This is a genomic window from Vibrio sp. 10N.222.49.C9, assembly GCF_041474985.1.
Taxonomy (GTDB): domain Bacteria; phylum Pseudomonadota; class Gammaproteobacteria; order Enterobacterales; family Vibrionaceae; genus Vibrio; species Vibrio crassostreae_C.
This window is the reverse complement of the sequence record NZ_JBFRVD010000018.1, coordinates 160,774-173,585: the sequence shown is the minus strand read 5'-3', so window position 1 is coordinate 173,585 and position 12,812 is coordinate 160,774. Positions and strand designations below refer to the sequence as shown.

Annotated in this window: 13 protein-coding genes; 9 read left to right on the top strand and 4 right to left on the bottom strand. The window is 42.1% G+C overall.

What is annotated here, in order from left to right; genetic code table 11:
• Positions 1–178: 178 nt before the first annotated feature.
• A complete protein-coding gene (gene fusA, locus AB4585_RS07235; RefSeq protein WP_017058825.1) occupies positions 179–2,266 on the top strand; it encodes an elongation factor G in 2,088 nt (695 codons plus the stop codon).
• 229 nt (positions 2,267–2,495) lie between these two features.
• On the opposite strand, the gene AB4585_RS07230 is transcribed toward fusA, so the two are convergent.
• Both AB4585_RS07230 and AB4585_RS07225 read right to left on the bottom strand, forming a co-directional pair.
• Entirely contained in the window at positions 2,496–2,708 is a 213-nt protein-coding gene (locus AB4585_RS07230) for a VF530 family DNA-binding protein (protein ID WP_012604684.1), read from the bottom strand.
• Between the two features lie 45 nt (positions 2,709–2,753).
• Positions 2,754–3,704 carry a LysR substrate-binding domain-containing protein gene (locus AB4585_RS07225; RefSeq protein WP_372169479.1) on the bottom strand — a complete coding sequence of 317 codons (951 nt, stop codon included), beginning with the start codon at positions 3,702–3,704 and terminating at the stop codon, positions 2,754–2,756.
• Between the two features lie 104 nt (positions 3,705–3,808).
• Here AB4585_RS07225 and AB4585_RS07220 point away from each other — a divergent pair, with 104 nt between their 5' ends.
• Positions 3,809–4,015, top strand: coding sequence for a DUF1127 domain-containing protein (locus tag AB4585_RS07220; RefSeq protein WP_372169477.1), 207 nt, complete (start codon positions 3,809–3,811; stop codon positions 4,013–4,015).
• Positions 4,016–4,064: 49 nt separating this feature from the next.
• Here AB4585_RS07220 and AB4585_RS07215 read toward each other — a convergent pair whose 3' ends face one another.
• Together AB4585_RS07215 and AB4585_RS07210 are read right to left on the bottom strand one after the other, a co-directional pair.
• Positions 4,065–5,753: an AMP-binding protein gene (locus AB4585_RS07215; RefSeq protein ID WP_372169476.1), complete on the bottom strand. Its 1,689-nt coding sequence runs from the start codon at positions 5,751–5,753 to the stop codon at positions 4,065–4,067.
• 93 nt (positions 5,754–5,846) lie between these two features.
• Complete coding sequence (locus AB4585_RS07210; RefSeq protein WP_171732469.1) at positions 5,847–6,590, bottom strand: AraC family transcriptional regulator; 744 nt, start codon at positions 6,588–6,590, stop codon at positions 5,847–5,849.
• Between the two features lie 193 nt (positions 6,591–6,783).
• On the opposite strand from AB4585_RS07210, the gene AB4585_RS07205 reads away from it, so the two are divergent.
• The 7 genes from AB4585_RS07205 to AB4585_RS07175 all read left to right on the top strand — a co-directional run bounded on the left by AB4585_RS07205 (position 6,784) and on the right by AB4585_RS07175 (position 12,810).
• Positions 6,784–6,972: a Flp family type IVb pilin gene (locus AB4585_RS07205; RefSeq protein WP_136973754.1), complete on the top strand. Its 189-nt coding sequence runs from the start codon at positions 6,784–6,786 to the stop codon at positions 6,970–6,972.
• A gap of 169 nt (positions 6,973–7,141) precedes the next feature.
• On the top strand, positions 7,142–7,672 hold the full coding sequence (locus AB4585_RS07200; protein ID WP_372132630.1) for a prepilin peptidase: 531 nt from the start codon (positions 7,142–7,144) through the stop codon (positions 7,670–7,672).
• A 37-nt stretch (positions 7,673–7,709) separates the two neighbouring features.
• Positions 7,710–9,047, top strand: coding sequence for an AAA family ATPase (locus AB4585_RS07195; RefSeq protein WP_372169475.1), 1,338 nt, complete (start codon positions 7,710–7,712; stop codon positions 9,045–9,047).
• 3 nt (positions 9,048–9,050) lie between these two features.
• A complete protein-coding gene (gene cpaB / locus AB4585_RS07190) occupies positions 9,051–9,800 on the top strand; it encodes a Flp pilus assembly protein CpaB (RefSeq protein WP_372169474.1) in 750 nt (249 codons plus the stop codon).
• A gap of 8 nt (positions 9,801–9,808) precedes the next feature.
• Positions 9,809–11,263 (top strand): type II and III secretion system protein family protein, encoded by a 1,455-nt coding sequence (locus tag AB4585_RS07185; protein ID WP_061032537.1) that lies wholly within the window; start codon positions 9,809–9,811, stop codon positions 11,261–11,263.
• Positions 11,253–11,525: a hypothetical protein gene (locus AB4585_RS07180; RefSeq protein WP_061032538.1), complete on the top strand. Its 273-nt coding sequence runs from the start codon at positions 11,253–11,255 to the stop codon at positions 11,523–11,525. The genes AB4585_RS07185 and AB4585_RS07180 overlap by 11 nt, the downstream gene beginning before the upstream one ends.
• Positions 11,526–11,541: 16 nt before the next feature.
• Positions 11,542–12,810 (top strand): pilus assembly protein TadG-related protein, encoded by a 1,269-nt coding sequence (locus tag AB4585_RS07175; protein WP_372169471.1) that lies wholly within the window; start codon positions 11,542–11,544, stop codon positions 12,808–12,810.
• The last annotated feature ends 2 nt before the right edge of the window (positions 12,811–12,812 follow it).

Here is a 12,812-nt window from a genome sequence, read left to right as displayed (position 1 = left end):
TTAGGCTTTAGGTTAGCACTATAATTAACAATCATTTAGATTGTTACTACTGAGTGCCTTTTTCTATATGTTAGAAAAAGGCAAAGTTTTTTAGTCCCAAATGCATGCAAAGCTATCAGTCTTCACAGATTGTGATATACTCTGCGCGCATTTTATATCCTATTAACAGAGTAAGACAATGGCAGATTTATCGAAATACAGAAACATTGGTATTTTCGCGCACGTTGATGCGGGTAAAACAACTACCACTGAGCGTATCCTTAAGCTAACTGGTCAAATCCACAAGACTGGTGAAGTACATGATGGCGAATCAACGACTGACTTCATGGAACAGGAAGCTGAGCGCGGTATTACTATCCAATCAGCAGCTGTAAGCTGTTTTTGGAACGATCACCGTCTAAACGTTATCGATACTCCTGGACACGTTGACTTCACAGTTGAAGTATACCGTTCTCTTAAAGTTCTTGATGGCGGTATCGGTGTATTCTGTGGTTCTGGTGGTGTTGAACCTCAATCAGAAACTAACTGGCGCTACGCTAACGAATCAGAAGTATCTCGTCTGATCTTCGTTAACAAACTAGACCGTATGGGTGCAGACTTCTACAACGTTGTTGACCAAGTTAAAAACGTTCTAGGTGCAACTCCTCTAGTAATGGTTCTACCAATCGGCCGTGAAGACGAGTTCGTTGGTGTTGTAGACCTACTAAGCCGTAAAGCATACGTTTGGGATGACACTGGTCTTCCTGAAAACTACGAAATCAAAGATGTTCCAGCGGACATGGTTGATGACGTTGAGCAATACCGTGAAGAGCTAATCGAAACTGCTGTAGAGCAAGACGATGACCTAATGGAAGCTTACATGGAAGGTGAAGAGCCTTCTATTGAAGACGTTAAGCGTTGTATCCGTAAAGGTACTCGTGATATCGCATTCTTCCCAACGTTCTGTGGTTCTGCGTTCAAGAACAAAGGTATGCAACTTATCCTTGATGCTGTAGTAGATTACCTACCAGCACCAACTGAAGTTGATCCTCAACCTCTAATGGATGAGAACGGTGAAGAAACTGGCGAACACGCTATCGTTTCTACAGATGAGACTTTCAAAGCGCTTGCATTCAAAATCATGGATGACCGCTTCGGTGCTCTAACTTTCGTTCGTATTTACTCTGGTAAACTGAACAAAGGTGACACGATTCTTAACTCATTCACTGGCAAGACTGAACGTGTTGGCCGTATGGTTGAGATGCAAGCTGATGACCGTAACGAACTAACTAGCGCACAAGCTGGTGACATCATTGCGATCGTTGGTATGAAGAACGTGCAAACTGGTCACACTCTATGTGATCCTAAGCACCAAGTAACGCTTGAGCCAATGGTATTCCCAACTCCAGTAATCTCAATCGCTGTATCTCCAAAAGATAAAGGCGGTTCTGAGAAAATGGGTATCGCTATCGGTAAAATGGTTGCAGAAGATCCATCTTTCCAAGTTGAGACTGACGAAGAGACTGGCGAAACTATCCTGAAAGGTATGGGTGAACTTCACCTAGACATCAAGGTAGATATCCTTAAGCGTACATACGGCGTTGACCTAACTGTAGGTGCTCCTCAAGTTGCTTACCGTGAAACTATCACTCAAGCAATTGAAGATAGCTACACGCACAAGAAGCAATCTGGTGGTTCTGGTCAATTCGGTAAGATCGATTACCGTATCAAACCAGGCGAAGCAGGTTCTGGCTTCAAGTTCAACTCTGTAGTTGTGGGCGGTAACGTTCCTAAAGAATTCTGGCCTGCAGTTGAGAAAGGCTTCGCATCTATGATGGAAAACGGCGTACTAGCTGGCTTCCCAACTCTAGACGTTGAAGTTGAACTGTTCGATGGTGGCTTCCACGCAGTCGATTCATCTGCTATCGCATTTGAAATCGCAGCGAAAGGTGCATTCCGTCAATCTATGCCTAAAGCTGGCGCGCAACTTCTTGAGCCTATCATGAACGTTGACGTGTTCACTCCAGACGATCACGTTGGTGATGTTATCGGTGACCTTAACCGTCGTCGTGGCATGATCAAAGATCAACAAGCTGGCGTTACTGGTGTTCGTATTAAAGCTGACGTACCTCTTTCTGAGATGTTCGGCTACATCGGTCACCTACGTACTATCACTTCTGGTCGTGGCCAATTCTCTATGGAATTCGCACAATACGCACCATGTCCAACTAACGTTGCTGACGAAGTGATTGCAAAAGTTAAAGCAGAAAAAGAAGCTGGTAAGTAATTAGCCCTTTTCTCAATTAGCTAAAAAAGCCCCGCAAGTGAAAGCTTGCGGGGCTTTTTATTGCTTGTAACATACTGCGAGATGCGAGATGCGAGATGCGAGATGCGAGATGCGAGATGCGAGATGCGAGATGCGAGATGCGAGATGTGATATTGATATGGCCCCTAAAAAGTAGACACAGGGGTTGTCCCGTATTTAATCAACACGGGACAGATAAAGTAGGGAGAGATTAACGCTTTAAGTCGATGTAAATCTGCTCTACCTTGGTACGTGCCCAATCTGTTTTACGCAAAAATTTTAAGCTCGATTTAATGCTTGGGTCTTTTTTAAAGCAGTTGATGTTCACCATGTAACTCAACTCTTCCCAACCGTAATGTTCAACCAATTCAGTCAGTAGCTTCTGTAGCGTGATACCGTGAAGTGGATTATTGTCTTGTGTCATGAGATGTTCTCGCCATTTATTTGAGCTAAGTATACCAGTTTCGCTTTATGAATTATCCGACCATTTTAGTTCGTAATCGGTGTGGATAATCGACAGCTCTTCTCTGCCTGTATCACCAAACAATTTAACTTGAGCCTGCATCCATTCTTCGAATCGTTTTATCTTTTCTCGATGGAAGTAACCTGGAGGTGCACATAAAAAATAATTGTATTTAGGCTTCAGTGCTATGTTTCCGATTCGCACCAATTTCTTTTCTTGTAAATAGCGGTATACCAAGCTGTGCTTAACGAGCGCGACACCTTGAACGGATAGCGCACCTTCTAACACAAAATGAGAGCCATCAAATTGCAATGATGTGCGGCCAGCTTTTACCCCTGCGACTTGTAACCAAAGATTCCAATCCATATCAGGCCAACGGTCTTCAATAAGTTCAGCTTTATGCAGATCGTCGATGTCGTAAATACCATGTTTCTCTTGATAAATAGGGTGACAAACTGGGTACACCACCTCGTCCATTAACCAACGAGACTCAATATTTGCATAGTTACCGTGACCGTAGCGAACACAAATATCGACATTGGAATCTTCAAAGGTGACCAGTTTGTTGGTCGGCTCAATTAGCATGGATAGATCTGAGTGGCGATCACGAAAGTCGCCAATTCTAGGCACTAACCAATGTTGAGCAAAGGAAGGTACGGTAGATATGGATAGTTGAGTGGGGTTAGGGTCTTGATTGATTCGTCTTACCCCATCTTGAATATGGGCAAAGCCTTTCTTTGCTTGCTGGTACAGCACTTCGCCTTCATGGGTTAATACTATTTTTCGGTGTTGGCGAATAAACAGATCTGCGCCTAACCACTCTTCAAGTTGGCGAATTTGTTGGCTGACTGCTGCTGCCGTGACAAATAGCTTTTGTGCTGCGAGTTTAAAACTGCCTGTTTCTGCCGCAGTGTAAAAGTAATAGATCCCTTGGAATGGTGGGGCTCGTTCTCTCACATTAGTTTTCCTTAACTGAATGTCAGTATCAATCGTTTGTCGCTGATGTTTTGTTGGTTGATTATTAACCGCAACAAAGTGAAAGATCAATAGGGGAAAGGTGTATGAATACGATAACAGCAACGTCAAATCGTCATAATTCATTACTATCAATGTTATCAGATAAGAAATTCTATTCTAAATTGAGGCTGTATCTTCAGAATCATAGAACTAGAAAACAGCTGTCTGAACTACCAGGCTATCTACTGAAAGATGTAGGAATTACTTATGAGCAACTTGAGAGAGAATTGAAGAAATCGTTTTGGGAGTGAGAGTTTTTGTTGTGGAAAAGGAGCCTTAATGGCTCCCTCTCTATTTTGGTTACTCTTCCCAAACTACCAATTTATCTTTCGGCCAGTTATGTCCGACTTCGTGGTACTTTTGTTCAAGTATATGTCGCTTTATCTTGAGAGTAGGGGTAAGTACACCATTATCAATGCTCCATGGTTCCTTAATCATCAATACACCTTTGATCTTCTCATGTGAACCGAGCTGCTCGTTCATTTTCTCGATAACGCGCTTTGTCGTTTTCTCATAGCGAGCTCTATCGAAATTAGGGAAGTCATGCGGTACCACAAGTAGGATTGGACCAGGTAGGCCAAGGCCAATCAGACACATCATTTCTACGCGGCTGTACTCAAACAGTTTGTTTTCGATTGGTACAGGGGCAACAAACTTACCTTTAGCGGTTTTAAAGGTATCTTTCTTACGCCCACGAATCGTTAGGTAACCTTCACTATCGATATCACCGATATCACCGGTATGAAGCCAACCATCCGAGTTAAAAGACTCTTGGGTTGCAATATCATTCTTGTAGTAACCAGAGAATAAGCCTTTGCCTCGAACTAGAATCTCTTCATCTTCAGCTATTTTGAGTTCGATCCCTGGACCTGCATTACCAACCGTACCAATTTTATCGGCTCTGAATGGGTAGTTGAGCGTGCTGTAGGCGAAAGACTCTGTCATGCCCCATGCCTCGGTAATGTGCAGGCCAACACTCTCATACCATGCGAGTAGAGCGGGTGATACAGGTGCAGAACCACATCCAAGAACGCGAGCTTGGTCTAACCCTAAGCCATCAGCAAGTTTCTTCTTAATGATGTTGTTGATAAACGGAATCTTCAGTAAGAAGTTCAGTTTCTTCTGTGGCAATTTGTCTTGGATTCGCTGCTGGAACAGAGTCCATAAGCGAGGAACTGAGATAAACAGTGTAGGGCGATGCATTTTCACATCATCAATAAAGGTGTCTAAAGATTCAGGGAAAGCCGTAACCACGCCCCCCATCACGGAAGAACCAAAGATGTAAACGCGTTCTGTAATATGAGCAAGTGGTAAGTAAGAAAACAGGCGATCGCCAGGTTGGATTCCAATATGATCAATCAACCTTTGAACAGACCAAGTAAACGCGCCGTAGGTGAGCATTGCGCCTTTTGGTAGCCCTGATGTACCCGATGTATAAACAAGTGACATCAGCTTATCGTCGTGATGCTGAGGGCGTTTGGTTGATGGTTCATGTGTATCAATGAGCTGTTCGAAAGTGTGTTGGCACTTCGCTGCGCTGTCGTATGGCAGTGAAATACTCACTAAGCTCGGATTGTCATCAAGTACTTTTTGAGTGGCTTTAGGATCGTCAAGCTTACCTGCAATCACAATTTCACATTCACTGTGTTCAATACAGTATTGAATGGTATCTGCACCCGCTGTAGGAAAGATTGGGACGCTGACAAAATCTCCTAACATCATGGCAAGATCGCAGATGAACCATTCTGCACAGTTTTTCGATACGAGAGCGACTCGATCGCCAGGTTGGGCTCCGAGTCCTTCTAATGCTGACGCTAATTTCAGTGCTTTGTCGGCTACTTCTTTATAAGTAAATTCGACAAATTGGCGGTTAATAATCTGTTTCAAATAGACTTCATCTGGGCGTTCTTCTGCCCATTTTAAAATCATGTCATTGGGTGTAGGGAGAGCTGTTGCTTGTTCTTGGCTAAACTCGTTAGGCTGAATCATTGTCTAACTCCATGTTTTTCGCTAAGTTATTTTTGGTTATTTTTGTTAAAATCATGTTAAATGTACCATGATTTTTTCTTTTAGGGAGTAAAATTAGCGTTTTCTGTTATCTGTGCAGGCACGTCTGTAGCTTGCAGGGGTTACCCCCGTCCTTTTCTTAAAAATTCTTGAAAAATACGACACATCCTTGTAGCCACATTGATAAGAAATTACAGCTATTTTTGATTCGGTATCCGCCTCAATCAACTTTTTGGCTAACAGTATTCGTTTATCGCACACAAAGTCTCTAAAGCTTACTCCAAAGTGTAGATGAAACTTTTTAGAAAAATAGGTTGCTGAACAGTGACATTTTTCAGCTATGTCCGTTTCTCTTATTTCCTTGTTAATGTTATCCATAACAAAATTAACAACTTCAGAAGTAAACTGCTTGGTCGGCTCCTGGTTGTTGCTATTCATGTCTCTATCGAGGTCGAAGTGTGCTTCAAAGATATGCTGTGTTTTACTCTTTAATTCTTCGAAGGCACTGGTCAGATGATTGTTACTCGTTTCTATAATGAAAAATATATTCTTATGATTTCGAATGATATTAGGTATCTCAAATGGAGAAATTAAAACTATCCGCTTGTTTAGGTTTTTACAAATAGATAATGCCATGGTAAGTAATTGAATTTCACTTTCTCTATTTAAAATGAAAAATACAATTCTTACATCTAAGTTACTGATAACTGATATATCTTGTTGAAAATTTTCCACAGGGAAGTAGCGACTAATTTTATTTATAATAATTGAATTAAACTCGCTATCTATATCTGATAGCAGTGGTGTTATTAATTTCATTTCTACTAAACCTGTATCATATATAAAGGGCCAGATGTGAAAATTTAGAAATAAGGGAGTTATTACAGAGATTAGAAGTACAACAAAAAAGTGCAAGTAAATGGCAAAAAAATCCTAACCGAATGTGTGACTCACCTCTAGATTTACTTTACAGGTAAACGAAGCCTGTTATGAAAATCAAGGAGAGGTTGTCATGGGTAAGTTTTTGAATAATTGCAAAGAATTCATGAAAGATGAAGAAGGGTTGACTGTAATCGAGTATGTAATCGGTGCAGCATTATTGGTTTTAGGCTTAACAACTGTATTTTCAGGCCTAGGAAATACACTGGCAACTAAACTAAACACTATTGTTGCCAATGTTGGTAACACTTCGGGTGGTTAATACTATCATGGATAAGAAAAGAGCAAGACAGCAAAAAGGGCTTACTACGGTCGAATACGTGATTGGTGCTGCTTCACTTGTTCTTGCTGTTGGATTCATTTTTTCTGGAATGGCAACAGCCTTACTTAGTAAGTTCCAGAGTATTATATCGAGTGTATAAATAGAAAATATGATTAATGAGCCTTCTGCTTTTTGGGCGCTGCTAATTGCAGTTTCTGTATACGATGTTGAGAAGCATCGTATACCTAATAAAATATTGACTCTTCTTTTATTTGTTTATTTTTTGTCAATGTTTGATAGCAATTATACGTTGGGTTTTTTCTTGTCTTCATTAGCAGGGCTTGTCGTACTTTTTGGGTTTGGTTTGCTTTTGTATTTTATGAGAGCGATGTCTGCAGGTGATGTGAAGTTATTGGGTGTTGTGGGATTGTATCTTGGGTGGGGACAAATACTTGATGCGTCGTACTTTATCTTACTTGCCTCTGGGATGATCGGATCCTTTTATTTACTGTATAACTACGCTAACTCAAGTAGTGTCAGCATTAAAGGTTATTTCCAAAATAAACTTATTTTATTGAGTGGTGTTTCACCAGTCAAAGATGAGCGTACTAATTTTCATAATCGATACTTAAATAAAGTGACAATGCCTTTTGCCCCCTCTGTTGTCATAGGATTAGCGATGTATAGCTATTTTACTTAAATCCGTTGTTGGTTGCTTTTTATGGGGAGAGATATTTATGGATTCTATAGGGCATCGTGCTCCAACAACTTTGACGCCTCAAATTTCAGCCCCAACGGTCCCGACATCTCTTGATATGTTGGGTGTTCCTGAAGTGGTTATTGAAAACCTCGTGCTCAAACACTTGTCTGCTTACCCTAAGTCGGATGTGTTAGAGCTCTCTAATTATTTATGTGTTGTTACCCACATTGTGGAAAGTACTCTGGCTGTTTTGAGGAAAAAGTCATTGATTGAGGTTTTTCAACCGACTTCAGATCTTTCTCTCTCATCGGCCTCACATAGTCACGTTCGTTATTCCCTTTCAGAGAAAGGATTTGAAGAAGCTGATTTGGCTTTTAAGCGAGATGCTTATTTAGGCCCAGCTCCCGTTTCGCTTGCTCAATACAGTGAGATTGTAAAACAACAAGATTTGAGAGCAGAGTTGGTGACTCGTCCACATGTCGAAGCTGCGCTAAGTGATGTTTACGGCGTAGACAAAATGATCTCTGTGCTGGGACCTGCAATAAATTCTGGACGAGCATTGTTGTTATATGGCCATGCTGGTACTGGTAAAACCTTTGTTGCTAGCCGTATTGTCAACGCTTTGCACACTTCGGTGTTTATTCCTTATGCCGTCTATGCGCTTGGCAATATCATCAAGGTTTTCTCTGCACAACACCATAAACCTTTAGATAGAAACGGCAGTACCAAAGCTATCTCGCTAAAAGATCAATACGATAAGCGCTGGCTTAACTGTGAGAGACCGAATATCCAGGTCGGTGGTGAGCTCACCATGGATATGCTTGAGGTGAATCACTCAGAAAACAGTCGAGTCTGGTTAGCCCCGGTACAGATGATGGCAAACAATGGAATTTTCGTGATAGACGATCTTGGCCGTCAACCTATGCCTGTAGACACATTGCTGAATCGATGGATAGTGCCGATGGAGTACGCTTTTGATTATCTATCGCTGCCCAACGGTCAGCAAATTACGATGCCGTTTGTTTTAACTCTCGCCTTCTCTACCAACTTAAATCCAAAGAAGATCAGTGATCCCGCATTTTTGCGTCGTTTAGGTTACAAAATTGAATTTAAGCCTCTTATGCAGCGTGATTACGAAGCATTGTGGATGAATGTTGCCGCAGAGAAAGAGGTTGAACTTCAAGATGGTTTCTTTGAGCGTTTATCCCAAATGCACACTTTATACAAAGTGCCATTTTTCCCCTGCTTGCCGAAAGATCTGGTAGGTATAAGTAAAGATATTCTTTCGTTCGAGCAACTCCCGCCTGTTATCACATTCGATATTCTTTCCATGGCTTGGGAAGTTTATTTTACCTCTGATGGACATGAGGAATAACACATGAATAAGAGTCAAGTTTTCCTACTATTTTTACTGTCCGTAGTATTTGGTTTAGCTGCTGTTTTTTTCGCTAAACAATGGATGGATGATCAAGTTCAGCCAACCGTTGAAGTTGAAACGGTCGAGCGTCACCCCGTTGTTGTCGCATCACAAGAAATCGAAGCTGGAACCATAATTGAAGAGCAGTATTTAACGACGAAGTTGATGGAAGTTGATTGGATCAATGAAAACAACTATTCGGATCAATCTGAGCTAATCGGTAAGGTTGTCGCTAATACCATTTATGCCGGAGAGGTGCTTCACAAGTTACGATTTACTGTACCAGGAGAAGGGTCAACGCTTGCAGCTCTTATCCCTGAAAATAAACGTGCGGTAACGATACGTGTTGATGATGTTATTGGTGTGGCAGGTTTCTTATTACCGGGTAACAAGGTTGATATTCTCAATACGGTTTCTTACGGAAAAAATTCTGCAGCTACTCAAACGGTTCTTAAAGATATTAAGGTTTTGGCTGTAGATCAAACGGCTAAAACGAATGAAAACAGTCCAATTATTGTACGAGCGGTAACTCTTGAGATGACGCCGAAAGAGGCCGAGAAACTTCTCACGGCTAAAAGCAAAGGCAGTATTCAGCTGACTTTGAGAAACCCACATGAAGTTGAGAAAAAAGTGGTTCGTCGATATGTGCCTAGACCAAGTGTAACCATCATCAAAGGTACTCAAGCATCTAGTGTTCGCGTCAAGGATTGAGGTGAGATATGAAAATAATATTAACGTGTGTTTTGAGCCTAGTTTGTTTTTCTACATTGAGCTTTGCCGCTCTTCAAACTGGGAAAACCGTCACGGTTCCTCATCACAAATCAACGCATGTCGTTTTATCGGGTAAGGCTAGCAAGGTGTCACTTGGTGACCCTGATGTCCTTGATATTGTGATGCTTAAATCTAACGAGTTATTTTTGATAGGTAATAAATTAGGTGCTACCAACCTAATGGCTTGGGACGCTCGAGGACAGTTGATTGAGTCTATCAATATTGAGGTTACTCATGATCTTAATAGTTTAAAGGCGAAGTTATATGAGTTCCTTCCTGATGAAACTATCGAAGTACATAGTGCGCAAAACCGTTTGTTGCTGAGCGGTCAGGTGAGCAATCAACAGCAGATGAATGTCGCGATGAGAATTGCAGAAACTTACTCCTCCGGGCAAACCGCAGATGAGTCAAAAGAGAGTGGTAGTGAGCAAGCTGCGGCGACTGGGGTCATCAACTTAATGTCGATTGGTGGTGCTCAGCAAGTCATGCTAGAGGTCACTGTCGCTGAAGTGCAAAGAAGCTTAGTTCGAAAATTCGATGCTAACTTCCATTTCTTCCAAACCAGTGGTTCTGATTTTTCATGGGGAGCGTCTTCTGTGCCTGCTGGTGTATTGGGTGCAACGCCGATTTTTGATATTCCCACCTCAACAGATTATGGGATTTTAGGTTCTTTTATCGATAGCAATACATTGTTTACCTTTGCTTTGGATGTTGCAAAGCAGAATGGTGTAGCCAAAGTTTTGGCTGAGCCGAATCTAACCGCGTTAAGTGGTTCAAAAGCTGAATTTTTAGCGGGCGGTGAGTTCCCAATCCCTGTGCCTGATGAAGACGGCATCACCATTGAATACAAAGAATATGGTGTAGGGCTGAAATTCATCCCAACGGTTCTTAGTGATAAAAAAATCAACCTGAACTTGGCTGTTGATGTGAGTGAAATTGCGAATAGTAGCTCGCTAACGATTGATCCTGGTACTACCAACGCGACTTACTTCATTCCACCTATTACGCGTCGTAGTGCATCTTCAACTCTTGAGTTAGCAGATGGCCAGACTATCGGTATTGCAGGTTTACTGAGTGAGAATGTGAGAGATATCAGCAACAAGATGCCAGGCTTTGGTGATGTGCCGATTTTAGGGCAGCTTTTCAACAGCCAAGAGTATGTATCTGGCGAAACCGAACTGGTTATTCTTGTGACTCCAAGGCTTGCCAAGCCAATCGACCGCACGAAAGTGACATTACCAACAGATGCTTTCGTCGACCCTAATGACTTGGAATATTATTTGTTAGGCCGAAGCGCTTACATTGCTGAACCGTCTGAATCCACTTCAGAGCAATCTCAATCAGCACAGGCCGTATCGCCAACCGACGGCGGTAGTGAAGGCTCATTTGGTCATGATTTATAAGGAGATAGATATGATTAGAATAATGATGGTCTTTCTCGTGATGGTGCTAGTTGGCTGTGCTAATGATGCCCGTTTGGGACATTCAGTAGCACTAGTGAAAACAGAACAAACATATAACCCTAATGCGACCCAAGAGAATCTACTCGAAGTACCGGACGGTACAGGGGAGCGGATGCAGGCTGGTTACGACCGATATGTTGGCAGAGGTGAAAATGATCTGTCCGGAAGCAGTAGTAGCCAGATCCTAGAAGAGTTTAACTAAATCTGGAGGTACTCACATGTTGTATCGAGTATCACAAAGCCCCAAAAAGCAACAAGGCTTAGTCGTAGTCATGATTACAGCCGCTTTGTTGGTTTTTTTAGCTGTCTCAGCGTTAGCTGTCGATATAAACCATATGGTTGTGAATAAAACGCGGTTACAAAATGCAGTCGATTCTGCTGCGCTAGCTGCCGCAACTATTTTAGACAATAGTAAGGATAAAGATGCCGTAGATACAGAGGTTGGCACCGCATTAAATGCTATGGCAGCCGCCACAGGTAATCATGAATTTGATTTTAGTACGGCTTCTGTAAACATTGATTATTCAAATGATCCTAAGGATTTTACAGGAACAGCAACGTTCGGTGCAGATGATGATGTCTATGTGCGTGTTCGTGTCGATTCCTTGGATATGGATGAGTTTTTCATTCAAATGTTTGGACTAGAAAAAACCGTTTCGGCGAGTGCGGTTGCTGGCCCTAGTTCTGGTCAGGTCGTTGTTAATAATGTTGTGCCAATTGGTGTGTGTATTGGTGATGGCACGTCGGATAATGATGTCTCACCAGAAGATGGGTACCATGATGTTACTGGTGAGGAAATAACCAGTGTTTTTGGTTATGAAGTTGGCACCGTTCATGCGTTAAAGGTCGGCGACAGTAGCTTATCTGAAATGGGGAACGGTAATTACCACCTTCTTGATTTTGGATCTGGTGGTAAAACGGTGAAAGAAGGTTTAGGGGGGGACTATAGTTATCCTGTTGCAATAGGTGACGATATAACCACCAAACCAGGAGGAACGGTTGGTCCTACCGGTGATGGCTTAAATACTCGATTTGGTGATTATGGTGGAGGATTATCGGCATCAGATTACCCCACTGATTATGTAACGACTGAGCCTACTAATGAGATTACGATCGATGCTAGTACGGGAGATATCGATTTTGACGGCAGTTATACCTATGCTCAATATGAATCAGCGACTAACACATGCATAGCTAATAATGGTTCTGGGTGTGCGGCTAATGGTGTTGCTTGGCGTCGTATATTACCTATACCTATGGTGGATTGTTCAGGTAAAAGTGGCGGTGCGACTGAATTTACGGTGAACAAAATTGGTTGTTTCTTCTTGCTACAAAAAGCGCCGACAAATAATTCAGGTACTCCAGCCGTATTTGGTGAATTTATTCACTCCTGCAGTGTGACAGGTGGGGCGGGTAGTACGACCTCTACAACAGAAGGGACTTATAGGATTGTTTTGTATAAGGACCCTGATAGTGGGGAGTCTTGATT

Excerpts from the sequence above, each read along its gene's own strand:
- AB4585_RS07200 (WP_372132630.1), top strand. The coding sequence starts at position 7,142 with ATGATTAATGAGCCTTCTGCTTTTTGGGCGCTGCTAATTGCAGTTTCT.
- AB4585_RS07210 (WP_171732469.1), bottom strand. The coding sequence starts at position 6,590 with ATGAAATTAATAACACCACTGCTATCAGATATAGATAGCGAGTTTAAT.
- fusA (WP_017058825.1), top strand. The coding sequence starts at position 179 with ATGGCAGATTTATCGAAATACAGAAACATTGGTATTTTCGCGCACGTT.
- AB4585_RS07220 (WP_372169477.1), top strand. The coding sequence starts at position 3,809 with ATGAATACGATAACAGCAACGTCAAATCGTCATAATTCATTACTATCA.
- AB4585_RS07195 (WP_372169475.1), top strand. The coding sequence starts at position 7,710 with ATGGATTCTATAGGGCATCGTGCTCCAACAACTTTGACGCCTCAAATT.
- AB4585_RS07230 (WP_012604684.1), bottom strand. The coding sequence starts at position 2,708 with ATGACACAAGACAATAATCCACTTCACGGTATCACGCTACAGAAGCTA.
- AB4585_RS07185 (WP_061032537.1), top strand. The coding sequence starts at position 9,809 with ATGAAAATAATATTAACGTGTGTTTTGAGCCTAGTTTGTTTTTCTACA.
- AB4585_RS07205 (WP_136973754.1), top strand. The coding sequence starts at position 6,784 with ATGGGTAAGTTTTTGAATAATTGCAAAGAATTCATGAAAGATGAAGAA.
- AB4585_RS07175 (WP_372169471.1), top strand. The coding sequence starts at position 11,542 with ATGTTGTATCGAGTATCACAAAGCCCCAAAAAGCAACAAGGCTTAGTC.
- AB4585_RS07215 (WP_372169476.1), bottom strand. The coding sequence starts at position 5,753 with ATGATTCAGCCTAACGAGTTTAGCCAAGAACAAGCAACAGCTCTCCCT.
- cpaB (WP_372169474.1), top strand. The coding sequence starts at position 9,051 with ATGAATAAGAGTCAAGTTTTCCTACTATTTTTACTGTCCGTAGTATTT.
- AB4585_RS07180 (WP_061032538.1), top strand. The coding sequence starts at position 11,253 with ATGATTTATAAGGAGATAGATATGATTAGAATAATGATGGTCTTTCTC.